Raw genomic sequence first — 19,182 nt, 5'->3', positions numbered from 1 at the left:
GGCGCCTTCAGTTCAGCTCTTTCTCGGTCCGCTCGTTCTGCTCGGCTTCCAGGAACGTCGCGGTGATCTCGCGCTCGAGCGCGAGGTTGATCTCGCGATCGAGCGCCTCGATGCTCCCCGCGAGGCGCGCGACGTTCAGCGCGTAGACGAAGACCCGCGCGCACGGGTGGATCTCGGCGCTGCCGCGAAGGCCTCGCTCGCGCTCGTCGGCGTTGAGGCCGTCGAGGAGGACCAGCGCGCGGGGATCGACGCCTTCGGCCACGAGCTCCATGCCCGGCACGTCGGAGATGTAGAGCTCCGCGCCCTCGACGTAGCGCCGCAGCACGGGGTTGAGCGCGGCGATCGTCTTCTGGGCCAGCGCCATGAAGCCGTCCCGGCTCGGCGCCCACGGCGGCATGCCGAGCTCGACGTCGAGGTCGCGCGAGCGCAGGAAGGCCTGGGTCGCGCCGCGCACGTCGCCGCGCTCGTCCCGGATCAGCCCGAGGTAGTAGTGCGCCTCCGCGTGCCGCGGATCCTTGAGCGCCGCCTCCTCGATGAGCGAGGCGGCCTTGTCGGCCTGGCCGATCTCGTAGAAGGCGCGCCCCACGAGGAAGGTGTGGTTCGGGTTGTCGTACGGGCCCTCGGGGATCTTGGCGGCGACCTGCGCGGCCTCGTCGAGATCGCCCTTGCCGAGCAGCGCGTCGAACTTGAGGAGGAGCGCGTCGATGATCTCCTCGTCGACCTCGGCCAGATCGAGCGCCTGGTCGCACATCTCGATCGCCTGGTCGAAGTCGCCGAGCGGGTGGATGTACACCTCCGCGGCGTTGAGCATCGCCTCCAGGTACGTGTCGTCGAGGGCGATCGCCTGGCGGTAGGCCTCGATCGCCTCCTCGCCCTCGCCCTCGAGGGCGGCGACGAAGCCGAGCAGGTTGTGAGCCTCCGGCGAGTTCGGGTCGAGCTCCAGCGCCCGCCGGGCCGACGCCTCCGCTCCGCGCGTGTCCCCACGCTGGACAAGATCCCACCCGCGGTCGAGGTGCGCCGAGAACTGGTCCATGGCGGCTCCACAAGTGTGCGAAGGGGGCCCCCGAGTCAAGAGGGAGCGCTTTCAAAGCGACCGTTCAAGCTGATCCAGGGACGACCACCCCGGAATTTCGACCGCCCACGTGAGGCTGGCGGGCAGGATGTGGGGCGACCTCCCGCGCGTCGCGTCGCCGCGCGCCCTGGCGGCGTCGGGGCTGCGCCGCCGCGCAGGATCGCGCCCGGCGGCAGGGCAGGGGGCGGCTTACTCGTGGATCGACACCAGCGTGCCGCGGTTCTCGCTCGTGGCCCACACGCCGTGCCAGCCGCGGGGCAGCCTGGGCTCGCTCCAGAAGAAGAGCTTCTTCGCGTCGAGCGGCGAGAGGTTCACGCAGCCGTGGCTCATCTCGCGGCCGAAGTTCGAGTGCCAGAAGGCGCCGTGGAGCGCGTACGACCCGTCGTAGTACGCGACGTACGGCACGTCCTCGATGCTGTACGGCAGGTCGCCCGCGACCGTCCCGTCGCCGTCCATCGTCGTCGCGATGTGCTTCTCGCGGATGCGGAACACCCCGGTGTGCGTCGGGTGGTCCTTCTTCTTGTCCTTCGAGCGCCGCCCGGGCGAGATGAGCGCCGCGTAGACGGGCTTGTCGCCTTCGATGGCGACGATCGTCTTGCGCGACAGGTTCACGTCGATCCACTTCTCGCCCGGCGCGAGGTCCGGCGGCGGGGCGCCGATGTCCGTATAGGTCCCGTCGGCGCCCTTCATCCACCAGCCCTCGGTGGTCTTCCGGTAGACGGTCGCCTTGTGGTTATGGCTCTCGCCCGTGAGGCCGAACGCGGCGAAGCGCTCGAGCGAGCCGGCGACGGAGACGGACTTCATCTCGGCGTCGAACTGGTACTTGCTCGCCGACTTCGCGAGGATGAAGCCGACCGATTTCGCGCCCTCGGGGAAGTCGATGCCCTGCGAGGTCGGCGGCTTGATGATGTACATGCGGTCGCTCGGCGCGACGAGCCCCGCGGTCGTCTTGTACCAGCTGCGGCCGTTCCAGCCGAAGGTCTTGTCGACCGCGACGAAGAAGCCCTTCACCATCCGCTTGGCGACGGTCCCGTCGGCGTCCTTGTCGAGGTCGGCGAGCGTGACGTTGAGCGGGCGGCCCTTCTCGTCGACGTTCTCCCACCAGGGCTTCTCGGGCTCCTCCTCGGCGGGCGCCGGGGTGAGGATCCCGAGCGACGCCGCCGCGGCGACGGCCGCCGCCTTGTCCCCGGCCGCGGCGGCGTCCCCGACCACCGCGGTCATCGCGGGCGCCGGCGCCTGCCCGTCGACCGGCGCGGGGCTCGCGCCCGCCTCGCCGCCGCCCGCGCCGCGCGCGGCGGCCGCGGCCGCGACCTCCTTCTCGGTCTCCTCGTAGAGCTCCTCGGCGCGCTTCTTCTCCTCTTCCTTCTTCTTGCGCTTCGAGGACTCGAGGTACGGCTCGTAGCGCGCCATCTCGTCCTTCGACGGGACGGAGCGGTAGAGCGGCGTGCCGTGCGTCGTGTTGAACGCGTACTTGTACGGCAGGACGTCGTCGAGCTTCGGCGCCGTGATGCCGAGCCGGACCTGCGGGTTCGACATGTCCGTGGTGGCCGACCTCCCGCAGACGTAGCCGCCGTCGAGGAGGCGGTACCAGCCCTTGGCGCAGCTCCCGGCCTTGATCGGCTTCGGATCCACCGGCACCTTGCCGCCGAGCCGGATGTACCCGAGCCGCTCCTTCGAGAACTCCGTCGTCGGGTAGACGGCCGCCTGCGGCACGATGGAGCCGAGCAGCGGCCCCGTGTACGGCTTGTCAGGCAGGGGCGGCTCCGGCTCGGCCGAGGAGGTCGGGGCGGACCGCGGGGCCTCGACGGGCGCGGTCGCGCGCGCCGACGTCGTCGGCGCAGGGCGGGGCAGGGACGTCGTCCGCTCGGGCGGGTGACCTTCGGTGGAGGGGCCGGGCGGGGCCTCGCCCTGGCAGCCGCTGGCCCACGCCGCGGCCCCGGCGAAGGCGGCCGCGGCGACGAACCCGAGCGCGCTGGAGACGAGCGACGCGCGCGTGGCGCCGCCCCCGGGGCGCCCGGCGTCCGGCGCCGGGTGCGGCTTCCGCGCGTCGCCGGTGCGGACATTGCCGCTCGTCTGCGTTCGTTGCGATCGAGCGAGGTCCTTCTGCCCGTGCGGGCGGGGAGCCTGAGAGCGGTTCATCGCATCCACAGCGTTAAGCGAAGACCGGTCTTGCCGATCCTCGCGGTCTCGTGACCCGCCCGTCGGGTCGGGTCGGCTCGGCGGTCTTAGTACCTGGTCACTCACGTGTCGATCCACTTCTCTGCGGTGCGCGCTCCCGGAGGGGTTCGCGAGAGCGGGCGCTGGAGCAGCCGGTATCGCCTGGAGCGAGGGCCGTGCCACGCGCGCCGCGCCGACGCTGCCCGCGCCCGTTGCGGCCGGCGCCGCGGGCGCGCGCGGCCCGGATGCCGTTCGGACGTCTGCTGCTACGGTACCGCCGTGGCGGAACCGACCCCGGTGCGTGGCTCGAACAACACGACGGCGCTCCGGCGTGCAGGCCGCGGCGCCGGCTTCCTCCCCCTGCTCCGCGCCGCGTCGCGGCGCGCGCTCGTGACCGCGCTGGCCGTCGCGCTGCTCCTGCACCTGCCCCTGCTGCCGACGCCGCTGTTCGCATGGCTCGAGGCGATGTTCGCGCTCCAGGGCGAGCTGGCCGACTACGACGCCGGCGAGACGATCGTCCCGATCGATCTCGATCTGCTCGCCGACGACCCCAGCGCCGTCGACACGGCGCCCTCCGCGACCGGCGCCGATCCAGCCTCGGCGGCGGGCGCGCCGGCGCCCGCCGCGCCAGCGCCCACGGCGCCCCCTCCCGCGGCGTCGGCGAGCGCCGCGCCCGAGGCCCCCGACGCGGGCGCGCCGGACGCGGGGCGCCGCCCCCCGTCCGACGCGGGCCCGGACGCGTCCGGCGACGGCGGCCCGGGCGACGCCGGTCCGATCGCGGAGAGCGACCGGCCGAAGCTGCGCGACCCGGTGAGCGTCGCGGGCGCCCCGGGCAAGTTCGCGTCGAAGGACCCGAACGTGCAGGTGCTCATCGCCGGCGACCGGCTGCGCACCCACGAGCTCGGCGAGTGGTTCGGCCGGATCCTGACGACGATCCCGCAGTGGCAGTCCTTCTTCCAGGACACGTCCATCGACCCGATCCGGGACATCGACCACCTCCTCATCGCCGGCCCGCAGCTCCGCGACTCCAGCAAGGTCGTCGCGGTGATGGACTACCGCGCGTCCGAGGAGGTGATGCGCGCCGCGATCGACGTCATCGTGAACCGATCGAACGGCGCCTGGATCGAGGACGCCCCCGTCCCCGCCGCCCGGGCCACCGCCGAGCGCAGCGAGCGCATCTTCGCGATGGTCCCGGAGAAGCGGCTGCTCGTGGTCCTGCCAGCTGAGGAAGAGGATCAACTATCCAAGCTGAAGGCCATGAAATCCTTCAACAAATCGTCGGCGGTGGGCATCGTGATCTCGATGGTCACGCCGGCGAACGCCTTCCGCGGGGTCTACGCGGTCCCGCGCAGCCTGGCGTGGCTGAAGCTCACGGTGACGCCGACCAAGGACGGCGGCGCCGACCTGGCGATCCTGGCGGGCGACGCATCCCCTGAAGAAGCGCAGGTTCACGCGCGAGAGCTCACGAAGACCTTGAACGCTCTGCGCACCCTCAACCTGGGCATCACAAAACTTGATGTGGTGGATGAGGTCACGTTCAACGCCGAGGGGAAGGACATCTGGGCGAAGCTCCACGTCACGAACCGGCAGCTCCGGCTGATCATGGGCTTCGTGGAGCAGGCGCTGAAGGATCAGGCCGGAGCGCGGAAGAAGTAACGCGGCGGGCGCGGCCGCGCGCGCGGCGGCGGCGGGCCGCAGCCCCGTCCCACGGCCGCGCGGCGTGGCGGGGGCGCGGCCGCGGGCCGAGCGCGCCCGGCGGGGCGGCGGAGGGGGCGGGCGCGCACTGGGCCGCGAGGAACACTAGCCAAAGGGGCGGCGTTCAGTTAATCCGACCAGCCCGCGCCGATGACGCCCGAACACTCTCCGCACGCCGTGCTCGATGAGCTTGCCGGACACCCTCATGGCGACGACCTCGCGCGGGTCGTGCATACGGCGGCGTTCGCGGCCGCGGACGAGCGGCGGAGCACCCTCGAGAGCGGCCTCGCGGAGCTCGTCGACCGGGCGGGTCTGTCGGTGGCCGACGCGGAGACCCGGTACGGGAACGCGATCCGCGCGCTAGAGCGCGGCACCAGCGAGGGCGCGGGGAGCGCGACCCGGGTGCTGCTCGCCACGCTGCTCGCGCGCGGGGTGGCGCTGTCGCCGCCCGAAGGGGTGGAGGCGGAGGGGCGGGTGGCCGAGGCGCTCGTCTGGCTGGCGACGTACACGTCGGTCGACGCGCTGACCGCGCTGGACGCCGCGCTGGGCGAGCGCGCCGACGGCCTCTGGCGGGCGGTCGCCGCGCTGGTGCGGCGGGCCGACCAGGGCGCCTTGCCGCAGCTCGGCCGGGCGGGCGCGATCCTCGCCGCGGCCGCGCTGCGGGCGAGCCCCTCGCCGGCCGCGCGCGCCGAGGCTGTGGCGCTGGTGGAAGAGGTGCGCGATCCGATCGTGCGCTCGCTGCTGCGGGACGCGCTCTCGCCCGGCCGGCGGCCGAGCCACGCGCCGGACGCGGCGCTGGCGGAGGGCAGGGGAGCGGCCGGCGGCGACGTCTGGGCGTCCGGCGAGCCGGACCGCGCCTCGGCGCGGCTCTCGGGCGAGCTCACGCCGCCGCCGCGCGGTCCGGTGCAGCTCGTGCTGCTGGCCGCGACCGGGATCCTCTTCGTGCTCCACCTCGGCCGGCTGGCCGGCCGTTTCCTCCTGCGGTACCGCCGTCCGGCGGCGCTCGATGTGGGCCCGCGCGGCGTGACGGTCCGGAGCCGGACCGAGCTGTTCGGCCGGGTGTTGCGCGAGCGGGAGACGTACATCCCGGTCGAGTCGCTGCTCCGGGCGACGCGCGAGGTGCGTTACCCGCGGCTCGGCCTCTACGCCGGCCTCGTCGCGCTCGGGCTGGGCACGTACGTGGGCGTGTCGCTGCTCGTCGACGGCGCGCGGGCTGGTTCCCCGGAGCTGCTCGGCATGGGCGCGCTCGTCTTCGCCTTCGGCGCCGCGCTCGACTTCGGCCTCTCCCACCTGGGCACGGCGTCCCGCGGCCGCTGCCGCGTGGTCCTGGTCCCCCGCAAGGGCCCGGCCCTCGCGCTCGGGGGGATCGAGCGCGACGCCGCCGACCTGGCGCTCGCCCGGCTTCCTCGCCCCTGACGCGCTGCCGCGCGCCCGAAACTTGGCCCGAGGCCGCCGCCTCCGTTAGGCCGATCGGGCGAGGTGATGGCGATGCGCTCGAAGACCGAGACGATGGCGGAGCTCAGGCGGATGCTGCACGAGATGCTGGCGGCGCGGGAGGGCGGCGAGAGCGCTCCTCGCCTGGCGCGCACGCAGGGCTACGTGGACGGCACCATGCGCGCGCTGCTCGACAGCGGCCAGGCGACCCGGCAGGAGCTCCTGGAGCTCGTTGCGATCGAGCGCGCGCGCGTGAGCGGCCCGGCGACGGCGGAGGTCCGCTCTGCCTCCATGAGCGCCTGATCGCGCGCGCTCCCCCATCGACGGAGGGAGCGCGGCGCGGGTGACGGGCGATTGTTTACGCCCCAATTCGATGACGACAGCCCATGGCGCGGGCGATGAGCCCTCGTGTGAGCCCCACATCCGGGCCCCCCCGGATCCACGTCACGGCTCCACGATCGCGACGTCCCCCGCCGTGGTCTGCCCCCCCACGCGCCACCAGTTCGCGATCAGCAGCCGCCCGTCCACCTCGAGGATCCGCGAGAACGCCCCTGCGAACCCTTCCTGCTCGATCGCCTGCACGAGCCAGCTGTGGCCGTCGCCGCTCCTGGTCCCGATCGCGAGCCGCAGCGTCCCGCTCGTCGCGTCCTGGTAGCTGATGCGCACCTCGCCGCCCGCCGTGACGAACACGTTCGCGTCGTCGCCCACGAGGTGCTGCCCGTCCTCGAACCGGACCCCCTCGATGCCGAGCCCGTCGTCCGCGACCTCGGGCGCCCCGACCTCGGTGCCGCCCTTCACCCGCGTGTACCGCAGCCCCTCGGCGAGCCCGTCCGCGTAGGCGAGGTGCCAGTCTCCCGCGCGATCGATGAACAGCGAGGTCCCCATCCCGACGTCGCCCTTGTCCGTCCCGTCCGGCGCCTCCCCGTCCACGATGCGGGTCTCCCACTGCCCCATCCGCTTCGCCGCGATCACCACGTTGCCGTGGAGCCGATCGTAGAACGCCAGCCCGAACCCGCCCGCGGCGTCCGGCGCCATCGCGATGTAGTTGCCGATCGCCTCGGGGTAGGTCTCGGTCCGGTTCCCGGCCGAGAGCCCCGCGCACACTGGCGCGCCCTCCTGGTCGAAGCACGCCTGGTCGGTGCCGCACGCCGGCGTGCACGCGTCGTCCGCCAGCGGCGTCGCGCAGCGCCCCGTCGTCCGGATGCACTTCGTCCCCCCGCCGCAGAGGAACTCGCGGCACGGCGTCGCCTCGTCCTTCACGACGTCCTCGAAGCGCCACGCGCCCTGCGCGGGCGTGGCGCTCCCGCCCGTCGCGAGCCGGACGCTCGACGTGACCGCCCCGTCCTCGCCCGGCTCGATCGCCAGGTAGGCGATGACGGGCAGCCCCTTCACGAAGAGCAGCTTCGCGTACCGGCCGATGTCGCTGTTCGGCGCCCGCTGCACGGAGCTCACGGCCCACGCGTCGCCCTGCTTCTGCGCGAACTTCAGCCCGCGGTTCGTCCGGTCGTAGTAGGCCACCGCCGGCTCGCCTTCCGGACCGATCGCGATGGAGGTCCAGAGGCCGACGTCGTCGCCGGGATCGGTCTGGCCTCCCCGGAACCCCTCCACGTCGAACCGCTCGGGATCGACCTCGGGCTCCGCGGGCACGCCGTCGATCGCTTCCCACGCGACCGCCTCGCCGTCCCACGTGCCGACCACGAGGTCGCCCCACTGGAACGCGTTGCGCCAGTCGGCCTCGGCGTAACCCGCGACCCAGACCGTGCTCTTGTCGGCGTCGACCGCGACCGACGTGTACGCCCCGATGAGCCCGTGCTCCAGCGTCATGCAGTCGGGCGCCACACACGCCGGCTTCTCCACGGTCGGATCGTCGCCGCACGAGCAGCCGGCGTGCGCGCCGAACAACACGACGACCGCGGCGCCCGCGAGCGCGCCCCGCGCGCGCCTCCCCGCGGCCCGGGCGGGCGCCGTGCGCCGCGCGCCGCCGCCGCCGTCGCGCCGCTCGCCCCGGCCGCCGCCGCGCTGCGCGAGCCGCAGGGCGACGGCCGCGGCGCCGAGGCCGAGCCAGAGGGCGACCGCCGGCGGGCTGCCGCCGCTGCCGCCGCTGCCGCCCGACGAGGCGCCGACCACGGCGCAGCCGCAGCCGGCGGACGGATCGACCGGGACCCGCCCGCGGACGATCGCCTGCCGCGCCGTGCCGACGTTGCCCTCCTCGTCCACGGCTTCGACCTCGATCTCGGCGGCCTCGCCGACCTCCACCGCCGTCCTCTCCGCCGCCGTCGCCCAGGGTGACCACGCCCCGCCGTCGAGCCGCACGCGCACCTGCGCGCGCGCCGCGTCCGAGACGCGATCGTGCACCTCGAGCGGCACCCGGCCGTCCGCCGCCGCGCCGACCGTGATGACCGGCGGGTCGACGTCGACCACCATCTCCACCGCCGCCGGCGTGGGATCGAGCGACAGCGGATCGCCCGCGATCCGCGACCGCACCGAGATCACGTGGCGCCCCGGGAGCCGCAGCCAGTCGTCGCGCAGGTCGACGATGCGCTCGCGCGTGAACGGGCGCCACACGCCGCTGTCGACGCGGTACGAGTACTCCATGATCCGGGTGCCGTCGTCGAGCGGCGAGCGCATCACGAGCCGGGCCGTGGGCCCGTTGTCGGGCGTCATGGTCGAAAGGCGGAGCCCCTCGGCCTGCACCTGCTTCTGGGTCAGCTCGGCCTCGGTCTCGCTCCGCAGCCCTCGCCGATCGGCCCCCGTGCCGAACGCCGCGAAGATGCCGAGGTAGTTCTCGTCCCCCTTCGTGAGCTTCCGCAGGCCGGGGGAGCCCGCGCCGGAGCTCGACTCGGGGAGGACCAGCGAGAGCCCGAGCCCCGCGAGCGGCCCGTTCAGATCGATCGCCGGAATGCCGCCGCCGAGCAGCTGGCCGACCTGGCCGCTGATGAGGCCGCCCAGCGACGACGCGATGGTCTTGGGGTTCTCCCGGAGCAGCCCGTTGTTCGTCACCTGGCCGTTCTCGACCCCGATCGTCTCGATCACCGGCGTGAGCCCCTCGGGCGTGACCGTGAGGTTCACGGGCACGTCGAGATCGAACGTCGCCGTCATGAACCGGATGAACCGGTCCAGCGACCACACGTAGAAATCGAAGCTCGCCCGGTCGAGCTCGACGCGGATCAGCGGATCGTCCGAGGCGTCCGTGCCGTTGCCGAACGTCACCCGGGGCGGCTGCTGCGGGCGGATGACGAGCGCGACCTGCTGCGGCTCATGCTGCAGCGTGAGGTCCTTCATCGACGAGGCCAGGAGCCCCAGGGTGCCGGAGTTGAGGAAAGGCACCGTCTCCGTGGTGACCCCCAGGCACAACAGTCCGCTGTTGTAGAGGCCGTTCATAGCGTAATTCGCGAACCGCTCGGAGATCGCGAGGCCGATGTGCGGGCCGGGGACGTCGTCCGGCCAGCCGGAGACCGTGTTGGCGACGAGCTCATCGGGAATCGGGATGCCCGTCGGCAAAGGCAGGTCGGACAGCGGCACACATTTCGACGTGGGCACCGGCTCGGCGCCGCCGTAGAGGCCGAGGGTGAGCCCGCCGTCGATGGGGTTGATATCGCCCCACGCGAAGTTCGAGTTGTCGTCCCGTTTGCCTGCGCCGCCGCCCGCGAGCAGGAGGTCGAACCCGCCCTGGGCGCCCGGCGAGAGGCTCGCGAGCAGCCGGCCGAGATCGAGGTGGCCCTCGACGCCGAGCAGGACCGAGGCGCAGTCGTCGCTCGGCTGCGCGCCGTAACGGCAGACGCCGTCGACGTCGCTCGTGCCGTCGGGGCAGGCCGGATCCAGCGTCGGATCGGCCTTCTGGCAGAGCTGCTGGTCGAGCTGCGCCCGCAGCGTGTCCGAGAGCGAGCCGGTCAGGAGGGGGAGGACGATCGGGCTCAGGAACTCGAGGACCTCCCCGGCGGCCGAATCGCCGCAGTCGAGGTGCAGCCGCGACTCGATCTGGTCCTCGCCGATGTCGAGGCGGTCGATCTTGACGCGCGAGTAGCCCTGCCGCGAGTGCTGCGGGTCGGTGTCGATCTCGATCGACAGGTCGACGGTGAGGTCGATGTTGGTGAAGGTCTGCTCCTCGGGCGGGCAGGCGTTGTTGCCGTTGAGGGTGGCGATGACCGTGCTGTCGTCGATGAGGAAATTGATCCGGATCGGGAGGTTCTGGAGCCGTACCGGCAGAGGCCCCGAGATTCGCAGGTGATGCGGGCTCGTCGGCTCGATCTGCAGCGCCGCGCTCCCCACGTCGATCTCCGCCGTACAGCGCGGCGGGCTCGCGTCCGCGTCGGGGCCGCCCGGACAGATCGTGTAGCTGAACAGCGCCGAGCCCGAGGACGAGGGGATGGGGAAGGTGATGACTCCGCTGTCCCCGCCGCCGAGCAGCGCGCGCCCGAGCACCCCCAGGTTCTGCTCGAGGAACTCGAGGCCCGACGCCGTGAGCCGGGCCGAGCCTGCATTCTCGATGCGATCCGCGGGCTTGAAGCCGGCGGGGAGGGGGGTCATTCCGCAACCGGCGCAGCCGCCGCCCGACGCGGCGCACCCGGCGACGACAAGGAGAAGCACGAGGGCGGAGAGATGCTTGATGACGCGGGGCATAAGGAATCCTCCGAAGAGCGCGACCCGCAGCGCAGGGCCCGCGGGCGCGGGCCTCAGAGCGCCACGACAGATCGTACGCTCTCCGGAGAGCGCCCCGCAAGCGCTACTGCGCGCAGAGCCCCGTGATCTCGACGCCGCTCGCGGCATACTCGGCGCCGAGCGCATAGGCGTCTGCGCAGTCCTCCGTCGCCGGCGAGTTCGTCGCGCTGCACCAGTCGCCCTTCAGCACGATCTGGCCGTTCTCGTCCCGCTTACAGGTATTCGGCGTCTCACCGTTGCCGAATTCTCCGATCTTGCCCGAGAGCACGACACAGAGGCTCTGGTTGACGCTCGGGAGGATCACCTTGTCGACCTCCTCCAGCGTGATGAACGCGGAGAGCTTGCCGCCGTTGGTGAACGCGGGGTGTTCCTCGTCGGGGGCGCAGAGGGTGGTCCGGTCGAGCACGTTGCGCCGCCCGATGCAGTTGTTGTCCGCCGACACCGTCGCGTCGGAGAGCCGCACCCGGTGCAGCGGCAGGACGATCGGCTCCGCGTCGGCGTCCATGAAGATCGGCACGTTGAGGCGCTCGACCTCGCCGCTCCACGCCCCGTCCGTGAGGGCGGCGTCGATCTCCGTCGGCGCGATCTCGAACTCGCCGACGGTCATGTTGGCGAAGCAGTAGCCCGCGCGCGGGTCGTCCGTGGGCAGGGCGCCGCCGGTGCGCAGCTTGCCGGCCTCCGTGTCGAACTCGAGCAGCCAGGAGAAGGTCCCGGTGCCGTTCAGGTAACACTGGGGCAAATTCATCGTTACCCCCTCGGCGACGAGGCTGGCGACGAAGCCGGCCGCGAGCACCTGGGGCTTCGTGATCGTGAGCTGCCCCATGCGCAGCCCGAACTTGGTCGAGCCCTTGTTGTCGTGGACGGCGATGCAGTCGGAGGCGACGGCCGTGCAGATCGGGTTGGTCAGCGCGCAGTCGTCGCCGCCGCCGCCGCCTCCGCTGCCGGTCCCGGACGGGTTCGAGCTCGTCGCGCCCGCGTCGTCGCCCCCGCAGCCCGCCGCGGCGGCGGCGCCGGTCAGCGCGAATACACCTAGTACATAAATACCATTCAGATACCGCATCGGCTGCCTCCTCATGAGTTGAAGGGCGCCGAGTATAGGCGACCGTCATGGGATGACCACGCAGGAGCGGCGACGCCGCGCCGCGTCGCGCCGTGTCGTCACCGCTCGTTCCGGTGGCGCTGTCGTGGCGCCGGGGTGACGCTCAGCGGCGCTCGTAGCGCTCGCCGAGCCGCGCGCCCACGGGGAGCGCGCGCACGAGGCGAATCATCGTCCAGACCGTGCCAGCCAGCTTGCGCAGCTTCGACGTGCCGACGCGCTCGTTGTAGTCGATGGGCATCTCCACCACGCGATAGCCGCACTTTGCAGGGAAGAGCAGCGTGTCGATCGGCAGCGCGTCCCCCTCTCCGTCGAAGTCGAACGCGCGAATCACCGAGCAGCGGTAGGCGCGCATACCGCTGTGGACATCGCAGGTGGGGATGCCGTGCATCGCGTGCGCCATGGCCGCGAAGGCGCGGTTGGCGACGTAGTTCGGGACGGGCATGGCCGCGGGCCGCGTGCGGGTGCGCGCGCAGTTCACCACGTCGGCGCCCTCCTCCTCGACGGCCCGCCGGAGCACCGGGATGTTGTCGGCGGGGTAGGTGAAATCGCAGTCGAGGTAGATGAGCAGCTCGCTCCGGGCGGCGGCGCTGTACATGAGGAGCTCCATGGCCGGGCCGTGGCCGCGCGGCGGCACCTGCCGGAGCACGCGCGCGCCGAGGCGGGCCGCGATCTCGGGCGTCCGGTCCCGCGTGGAGCTGTCGACGCAGAGGATCTCCGCGTCCGGCGCGACCCGCCTGATCTCGCCGATCATGGCGCCGACGCTCTCCTCTTCATCCATCGTGAGCATGCCGACGGTGAGCTGCATCCGGCGGGGGCGCGGGGGCCTCCTCGCGACGATCACGTGCTGGAACGCGAGCAGGCCGGGCGCGCGGTCGGCGATCACGTCCTCGAGCGGGCGGACGAGCGCGTGGTACGCCTTGTAAGGGAGGGAGCGCGCGAGGTCGGTCGGGTCGCCGCCCGGGTCGAGGCCGCGCAGGATGAGGTCCTTGGCGGCGCGCACGATCATCGGGTTCTGCTCGACCCGGAGCACCTCGAGCCCGGCGCGCTCGACGAGCTGGATCGCCGACGCGCGGGTGAAGAAGCGCAGGTGCGAGTCGTCGAGGATGCCGCTCGGCGCGTAGTCGAACCGGCCGGCGAGCAGGCCGAGGCGCACCGGCCAGGCCGCGACGTTCGGGAGCGAGACGATGACGTGCCCGTCCTCCTCGAGGTGGGGCAGGAAGCGGCGGAGCGCGGCCAGCGGATCGGCCGTGTGCTCGAGGACGTCGGCGAACAGGATCAGGTCGAAGCGCCGGTCCCCGAGCGCCTCGCGCACGGCGGCGTCGCTCGTGATGTCGGCGGCGACGACCTCGTCGAGCGCCGACCGGGCGCGCGCGAGCGACGCGGGCGCGACCTCGATCCCGGTCACGCGCGCGCCGGCGCGCTTCAGGGCGGCCCCGTTGAGCCCGATCCCGCAACCGACGTCGAGCACCGTCCGCGGCCGTCCGGCGGCGGAGACAAGCGCGCGGTTCACCTCCTCGACCACGTACTTGCGCCCGGCGGCGCCCTCCGCCACGGCGCGGCGCGGCGCGCGGGGGCCCTCGTCGTCTCCGGGGGCGGGCGCGCCCTGCACGTCGGTCAGAGCGTCAGCCAGAGCGTCCCCTTCTCCTCGCGCGCTGCCGGGCTCGGCGTTCACGCGCGGCTACTTAGCACGCTTCTCCCAGGCGGCGTTGAATTCGCGGATCGTCTCCTCGGTCTTCGGATTGTGGAGCATGCTCCGCAGGATCGCGGGCGGGACCGTCACGACGTGCGCGCCCGCGTCGAGCGCCTCGTTCACGTCCATGAGGTGCCGGATCGATCCGACGATGATCTCCGCCGGCAGCCGCTCGCGATCGAGCCGCGCGCGCGTGCGCTCGATGACGGGCGCCGCGCCGTAGCCCATGTCGCGGATGCGCCCGCTGAAGATCGACACGTACGCGCCGCCCGCGAGCGCCGCGAGGTACGCCTGGTTGAAGCTCATCACGCACGTGACGTTGGTGCGCACGCCGCGCTTCGCGAGGGCGTGCGTCACCTTGAGGCCGACGTCGCTGAACGGCACCTTGACGCAGATCCGCTCCGGCGCCCACGCGTGGTAGGCGCGGGCCTCGTCGAGCATCTCCGCCTCGGTTTCGCGCGTGAGCTCGACCGACACGGGCCCGGCCGACGCCGCGAGCACCTCGCGGATGCGCCGCTCGAGGTCGACGCAGCCCGCGTCGCGCGAGAGGATGAGCGGGTTCGTGGTCACCCCGGCGAGCACGCCCCAGGAGAACAGCTCCTTGATCTCGGCCGGGTTCGAGCTGTCGAGGAAGAACATGCGGCGCGCTCCTCAGGGCTCGACAGAGCCCTGGCGGCGAGGGTCTAGGCCAGATCGGCGCGATCGAGAAGGAGAAAACCGTCCCCGGTGCGCCGCCGCGCCCGCCGTGATCGCGGCCCGCCCGCGCGAACGACGTTGCGAGCGAGGGGACTCCGCGCTCTAGTTCTGCCTGGGGACCCGCACCCGCGGGCCCGCCCTGCACGGAGGGGCTCCGCACCCGCGGTCCCTGCGGGCAGGCCACGCACGGGCGGCGCGCCGATGAGCAGCGGACGATCCTCGAGAGACCCGGTGGAGCACAGCCCGCTGCTCGCGGCCTCCTCGCCCGCGGGCCTCTACGTCGCGTCGCTCGACGGCCGCCTCGTCGACTGCAACGACGCGCTCGCCGGGCTGCTCGGCTACGCCTCGCGGGACGAGGCGCTCGCGTCGATCGAGCTCACCCTCGGCGGGTGCGTCGCGGGCGGCGCCGGATCGAAGCCGCCCTCGACCACCGCGATCGAGAGCTTCCTCACGCGCCGGGACGGCTCGACCGTGCGGGTGATGCGGACCGAGGCGCTCGCCGAGGCGCGCGGCGCGCGCGTCGTGGTCGGGGCGATGGTCGACCTCTCCATGTCGCGCAGCTCCGCCGAGCGCCGGCACGAGCTCTCGGAGGGGCTCCGCCAGGCGCAGAAGATGGAGGCGGTCGGGCGGCTCGCGGGCGGGATCGCCCATGATTACAACAACCTGCTCGCGATCATCCTGAACTACACGAGCCTCGTGATGGAGGAGCTCGACGAGCAGAGCCCCGTGCAGAAGGATCTCGCCGAGATCAAGCGCGCCGCGCAGCGGGCGGCGTCGCTGACGAAGCAGCTGCTCACGGTGAGCCGGCGGGGCCTGGCGCAGCCGGTCGTGCTCGATCTCCGCGACGTCGTGCGGGGGATGGACGGCGCCCTGCGCGCGGCCCTGGGCGGCGCGATCGAGCTCGCGATCGCGCTCGGGCCCTCGAGCTGCCGGGTGCTGGCGGACGCGGGGCAGCTCGAGCAGGTGGTCATGAACCTCGCGCTGAACGCGCGCGACGCGATGGAGGCCGGCGGCCGGCTGTCGATCGAGGCGCGCGCCGTCCGCGTCGGCGCGGCGGGCGGCCTGCACGACGCGCACCCCGCGATCCCGCCGGGCAGGTACGCGCGCCTCGCCGTGAGCGACACCGGCACCGGGATGAGCGACGACGTGCGGACGCGCGCCTTCGAGCCGTTCTTCACGACGAAGCCGAGGGGGAAGGGGACGGGCCTCGGGCTCGCCACCGTGTACGGCATCGTCAAGCAGTGGCGCGGCCACATCGAGCTCGCGTCCCAGCCCGGCGAGGGCACGCGCGTCGAGATCTACCTGCCGGTCTCGGCGCGGCCGGCGTCGGCGCGGCGCGCGCGCGCGTCCCTCGCCGCGCCGCGCGGCGCCCTCGGCGGGACGGTGCTGGTCACCGACGACGAGGGCGCGGTGGTCGCGCTCGCGTCCCGCATCCTCTCGCAGCACGGCTACACGACGCTGACGGCGCGCGGCCCGCGCGAGGCGCTGCGCGTCTGCGAGGAGCAGCGCGGGGGCATCGACCTCCTGCTCACCGACGTGCTCATGCCCGAGATGAGCGGCAAGGAGCTCGCCGAGCGCCTCGTGAAGCAGCGGCCGGAGATGCGGGTGCTCCTCATGTCGGGCTACACGGGCGACGCGCTCGGCGCCGGCGCGCCCGCGGCCGCCGTGCTCGAGAAGCCGTTCACGGCCGAGTCGCTCCTCCGCGCCGTCCGCAAGGCCCTCGGCGGGCCCGCGTGACGGGCGCGCGCCGGGCCGCGGCCTGACCGCGCGCGGGCCGCCGGCGCTACGGCGCCTCGCCCCGCTTGATGCCGTAGGCGCGGATCTTCTTGTGCAGGTTCGTGCGCTCGACGCCCAGCACCACGGCCGCGCGCGAGATGTTCCAGTCGAGGCTGGCCAGCACCTCGACGATGTAGCCGCGCTCGGCGCGATCGCGGAACTCGCGCAGCGTGAGGCGGGGGCGCTCCGGCTCGTGGCGGGCCGCGCCCACGACGGGCGGCTCGGCCGCGCCTCCGGGCAGGGGCGGCGGCGCGATCGAGCCCTCCCCGGCGGCCCCCTGCGCGTCGTCCTCGAACGGGTTCTCGTGCGGATCCTCGGGGAGATCGGCGATCGTGACCACGTCGCTGGAGAGGATCGCGGCGCGCTCGATCACGTTCTTGAGCTCGCGCACGTTGCCCGGCCAGCTGCGGCGCTCGAGCGCGGCGTAGACGACGGGATCGATCGCCTTCTGCTTCAGGCCGTTCTCGTTGCAGAACGCCGCGATGAACGCGTCGGCGAGCGCGCGCAGGTCCTCCATGCGATCGCGCAGCGCGGGGCTCTTGATGGGGAACACCGCCAGGCGGAAGAAGAGGTCCTCGCGGAACCTGAGCGCCGCGACCTCGCGCGAGAGATCCTTGTTCGTCGCGGCGAGCACGCGGACGTCGACGTGCCGGCTGTGCTCGCTGCCCACGCGGCAGATCTCGCCCGACTGCAGGGCGCGCAGCACCTTCGCCTGGGCGGCGAGGTCCATGTCGCCGATCTCGTCGAGGAACAACGTGCCGCCGTGCGCCTGCTCGAAGAACCCCCGCTTCGGCCCGCTCGCCCCGGTGAACGCGCCCCGCTCGTGGCCGAAGAGCTCGCTCTCGATGAGCTCGCGAGGGATCGCGGCGCAGTTGACCCGGACGAAGGGACCGCGCGCCCGCGGCGACAGCCGGTGGATGGCGCGGCTGATCAGCTCCTTGCCGGTCCCGCTCTCGCCCGTGATGAGCACGCTCGCCTTCGTCGGCGCGACGCGATCGATCTCCTTGAACAGCCGCTGCATCGCGGCGCTCTGGCCGATCATCTCGTAGCGCGACTGCACCTGCGCCTTGAGGTCCTCGACCTCCCGCGCGAGCCGCGAGTTCTGCAGGGCGTTCTTGACGCCCACGAGGACGCGCTCGCGGTTGAGCGGCTTCTCGAAGAAGTCGCAGGCGCCGAGCTTCACGGCCTTCACGGCGTCGTTGACGGTCGCGTGGCCGCTGATGACGATGACGGGCAGCGCGCGGGTCGCGTCGTCCTGGCGCACGCGCTGGAGCAGGTCGAGCCCGTTCATCCCGGGCAGGAGCAGGTCGACGAGGGCGAGGTCGACGGGGCTGTCGCCGTGCGCGAGCAGCTCCAGCGCCGCCTCGGCGCTCGGCGCCTCGACGACCTGGTAGCCCTCGCCCTGCAGCACGAGCGCGAGGGTGCGGCGGATGTTGCGCTCGTCGTCCACGACGAGGAGCGTGGGCGAGGCGGCGCCGCCCGGGTGCAGGGACGGGGCGGGGGCCGCGGGAGGAGACGCCGGAGTCGAGGCGGGCATGGAGCGACCATACTAAGGCATGGCGGCGCGCGACGCGCCGGCCCGCGGCGGAAGGCCTGGCGCGCGGGCGCCGGATTGACTACGAGGCCTGCTCGATGAGACCCTCCGCCGCCGTCCTCGCCCTCGCCGGGTGCCTCGCCGCCCCCATCGGGCTCGCGGGCTGCGACTTCGAGCTGAACAACGGCCGCACGGCCACGCTCACGTACACCGAGGACGCGCGCGCCGCCTACAACGAGGCGATGGCCGCCTACCGGGCCAAGGACTGGGAGGACGCGCGCGCGCTCTTCACCGAGGTGAAGCGGCGCTTCGCGTACAGCCGCTACGCCCGGCTGGCCGATCTCCGGGTCGCCGATCTCGATTTCGAGCAGGGCAAGTACGCGGAGGCCATCTCGGAGTACCGCGCGTTCATCCAGGAGCATCGGACGGACCGGAACGTCGAGTACGCGAAGTACAGGATGGCGAAGGCGCTCTACCTCGACATCGACGACACCGTGTTCCTGCCGCCCGCCGAGGAGCGGGATCAGGCGATCACGATCGACGCCGCCAAGGAGCTCCGGACGTTCCTGCGCCAGTTCCCGCGCAGCCGCTACCGCGAGGACGTGGCCTTCATGCTCGAGGTCGTGACCGGGCGGCTGGTCCGCCACGAGCTCTACGTGGCGCGCTACTACCTCAAGCGGGACTCGTTCGACGCGGTCCTCGCGCGGATCGACTACGCGCTCAAGAACTTCCCGAACTCCGGGCTCGACCCGGAGGCGCTCGTCCTCAAGGGCGAGACGCTCCTCAAGATGAAGAAGCCGGACGAGGCGCGCGCGGTGTTCACGTCGGTCATCCGGGACTGGGGCGGGCCGTTCGCGGTGGTCGCGCAGAAGTTCCTCGACGAGCTCGGCCCTGCCCGGCCCGCCGCGGCCGCCCGGGCGGCGTCGGGCGTTGCGCCTTCGGGGCCGCAGCCGTGACGCAGGCCGTTGGGCGGCCGTCCTCCGGCGCCCGCTACGTGCTGGAGCAGGCCGCCGACGAGGGCGCGCCGGGCGAGGGGCGCGCGCCGGGCGAGGTCGTCTACCGCGGCCTCGTGCGGCTCCCCGACGCGGATATCCCGGTCGAGGTGCGGGTCGCCGAGGCGACCGGCGCGGCCACGGCGACGGTCGACGCCGCGGCCGTCCCGCACGGCGGGCCGCGCTCCGAGGATCTCGCCCGGACCGCGGCGGCCCTCGTCAGGAGCGCGACCAAGGCGGCGGACGCGCACGCGCGGCGGCCGCCGCGGAAGATCGTGCGCTGGCGCGGGTAGGCCGGGGGCGCGCTGCCGCTCGGACGTCCGCCGTCGTTCGCCCGGAGAGGGGTTCTGCCGCCGTCGTCTCCCGGCCGCGACCCAT

General features: G+C 73.1%; 13 protein-coding genes. 6 read left to right on the top strand and 7 right to left on the bottom strand.

All coding sequences use genetic code 11. From position 1 onward, the window contains the following. Nucleotides 1-7: 7 nt before the first annotated feature. Nucleotides 8-1,033: a tetratricopeptide repeat protein gene (locus WMF43_RS21390; RefSeq protein ID WP_437682838.1), complete on the bottom strand. Its 1,026-nt coding sequence runs from the start codon at nucleotides 1,031-1,033 to the stop codon at nucleotides 8-10. A gap of 228 nt (nucleotides 1,034-1,261) precedes the next feature. Continuing rightward, nucleotides 1,262-3,211, bottom strand: coding sequence for a L,D-transpeptidase family protein (locus WMF43_RS21385; protein WP_437682836.1), 1,950 nt, complete (start codon nucleotides 3,209-3,211; stop codon nucleotides 1,262-1,264). Nucleotides 3,212-3,508: 297 nt separating this feature from the next. Between WMF43_RS21385 and WMF43_RS21380 the strand changes: the two genes are divergently transcribed. The 3 genes from WMF43_RS21380 (at nucleotide 3,509) to WMF43_RS21370 (ending at nucleotide 6,661) form a co-directional block, all read left to right on the top strand. Beyond that, the gene (locus tag WMF43_RS21380) at nucleotides 3,509-4,885 is read left to right on the top strand and encodes a hypothetical protein (RefSeq protein ID WP_437682834.1); all 1,377 of its coding nucleotides are present in this window, start codon (nucleotides 3,509-3,511) and stop codon (nucleotides 4,883-4,885) included. A 189-nt stretch (nucleotides 4,886-5,074) separates the two neighbouring features. After that, a complete protein-coding gene (locus WMF43_RS21375) occupies nucleotides 5,075-6,340 on the top strand; it encodes a hypothetical protein (protein WP_437682832.1) in 1,266 nt (421 codons plus the stop codon). Nucleotides 6,341-6,412: 72 nt separating this feature from the next. Then, entirely contained in the window at nucleotides 6,413-6,661 is a 249-nt protein-coding gene (locus WMF43_RS21370) for a hypothetical protein (protein ID WP_437682830.1), read from the top strand. Between the two features lie 141 nt (nucleotides 6,662-6,802). Here WMF43_RS21370 and WMF43_RS21365 read toward each other — a convergent pair whose 3' ends face one another. The 4 genes from WMF43_RS21365 to WMF43_RS21350 all read right to left on the bottom strand — a co-directional run bounded on the left by WMF43_RS21365 (nucleotide 6,803) and on the right by WMF43_RS21350 (nucleotide 14,445). Beyond that, the gene (locus WMF43_RS21365) at nucleotides 6,803-10,978 is read right to left on the bottom strand and encodes a hypothetical protein (RefSeq protein ID WP_437682828.1); all 4,176 of its coding nucleotides are present in this window, start codon (nucleotides 10,976-10,978) and stop codon (nucleotides 6,803-6,805) included. 103 nt (nucleotides 10,979-11,081) lie between these two features. Then, nucleotides 11,082-12,077 carry a hypothetical protein gene (locus WMF43_RS21360; RefSeq protein ID WP_437682826.1) on the bottom strand — a complete coding sequence of 332 codons (996 nt, stop codon included), beginning with the start codon at nucleotides 12,075-12,077 and terminating at the stop codon, nucleotides 11,082-11,084. Nucleotides 12,078-12,219: 142 nt separating this feature from the next. Continuing rightward, complete coding sequence (locus tag WMF43_RS21355; protein WP_437682824.1) at nucleotides 12,220-13,788, bottom strand: methyltransferase domain-containing protein; 1,569 nt, start codon at nucleotides 13,786-13,788, stop codon at nucleotides 12,220-12,222. Nucleotides 13,789-13,794: 6 nt separating this feature from the next. Next, the gene (locus WMF43_RS21350) at nucleotides 13,795-14,445 is read right to left on the bottom strand and encodes a transaldolase family protein (RefSeq protein ID WP_437682822.1); all 651 of its coding nucleotides are present in this window, start codon (nucleotides 14,443-14,445) and stop codon (nucleotides 13,795-13,797) included. Between the two features lie 258 nt (nucleotides 14,446-14,703). Here WMF43_RS21350 and WMF43_RS21345 point away from each other — a divergent pair, with 258 nt between their 5' ends. Beyond that, the gene (locus WMF43_RS21345) at nucleotides 14,704-16,239 is read left to right on the top strand and encodes an ATP-binding protein (protein ID WP_437682820.1); all 1,536 of its coding nucleotides are present in this window, start codon (nucleotides 14,704-14,706) and stop codon (nucleotides 16,237-16,239) included. A 46-nt stretch (nucleotides 16,240-16,285) separates the two neighbouring features. Here WMF43_RS21345 and WMF43_RS21340 read toward each other — a convergent pair whose 3' ends face one another. Beyond that, nucleotides 16,286-17,815 carry a sigma-54-dependent transcriptional regulator gene (locus WMF43_RS21340; protein WP_437682818.1) on the bottom strand — a complete coding sequence of 510 codons (1,530 nt, stop codon included), beginning with the start codon at nucleotides 17,813-17,815 and terminating at the stop codon, nucleotides 16,286-16,288. Nucleotides 17,816-17,910: 95 nt separating this feature from the next. Between WMF43_RS21340 and WMF43_RS21335 the strand changes: the two genes are divergently transcribed. Together WMF43_RS21335 and WMF43_RS21330 are read left to right on the top strand one after the other, a co-directional pair. Beyond that, complete coding sequence (locus WMF43_RS21335) at nucleotides 17,911-18,768, top strand: outer membrane protein assembly factor BamD (protein WP_437682816.1); 858 nt, start codon at nucleotides 17,911-17,913, stop codon at nucleotides 18,766-18,768. Further along, complete coding sequence (locus WMF43_RS21330; protein WP_437682814.1) at nucleotides 18,765-19,097, top strand: hypothetical protein; 333 nt, start codon at nucleotides 18,765-18,767, stop codon at nucleotides 19,095-19,097. Before WMF43_RS21335 ends, WMF43_RS21330 begins: the two co-directional genes overlap by 4 nt. Nucleotides 19,098-19,182 lie beyond the last annotated feature (85 nt).

The organism is Sorangium sp. So ce131, from assembly GCF_051519095.1.
Taxonomy (GTDB): domain Bacteria; phylum Myxococcota_A; class Polyangia; order Polyangiales; family Polyangiaceae; genus Sorangium.
This window is presented reverse-complemented; position numbering and strand designations above follow the sequence as displayed.

Excerpts from the sequence above, each read along its gene's own strand:
- WMF43_RS21350 (WP_437682822.1), bottom strand. The coding sequence starts at position 14,445 with ATGTTCTTCCTCGACAGCTCGAACCCGGCCGAGATCAAGGAGCTGTTC.
- WMF43_RS21340 (WP_437682818.1), bottom strand. The coding sequence starts at position 17,815 with ATGCCCGCCTCGACTCCGGCGTCTCCTCCCGCGGCCCCCGCCCCGTCC.
- WMF43_RS21360 (WP_437682826.1), bottom strand. The coding sequence starts at position 12,077 with ATGCGGTATCTGAATGGTATTTATGTACTAGGTGTATTCGCGCTGACC.
- WMF43_RS21370 (WP_437682830.1), top strand. The coding sequence starts at position 6,413 with ATGCGCTCGAAGACCGAGACGATGGCGGAGCTCAGGCGGATGCTGCAC.
- WMF43_RS21335 (WP_437682816.1), top strand. The coding sequence starts at position 17,911 with ATGAGACCCTCCGCCGCCGTCCTCGCCCTCGCCGGGTGCCTCGCCGCC.
- WMF43_RS21385 (WP_437682836.1), bottom strand. The coding sequence starts at position 3,211 with ATGAACCGCTCTCAGGCTCCCCGCCCGCACGGGCAGAAGGACCTCGCT.
- WMF43_RS21390 (WP_437682838.1), bottom strand. The coding sequence starts at position 1,033 with ATGGACCAGTTCTCGGCGCACCTCGACCGCGGGTGGGATCTTGTCCAG.
- WMF43_RS21365 (WP_437682828.1), bottom strand. The coding sequence starts at position 10,978 with ATGCCCCGCGTCATCAAGCATCTCTCCGCCCTCGTGCTTCTCCTTGTC.
- WMF43_RS21345 (WP_437682820.1), top strand. The coding sequence starts at position 14,704 with ATGAGCAGCGGACGATCCTCGAGAGACCCGGTGGAGCACAGCCCGCTG.
- WMF43_RS21375 (WP_437682832.1), top strand. The coding sequence starts at position 5,075 with ATGACGCCCGAACACTCTCCGCACGCCGTGCTCGATGAGCTTGCCGGA.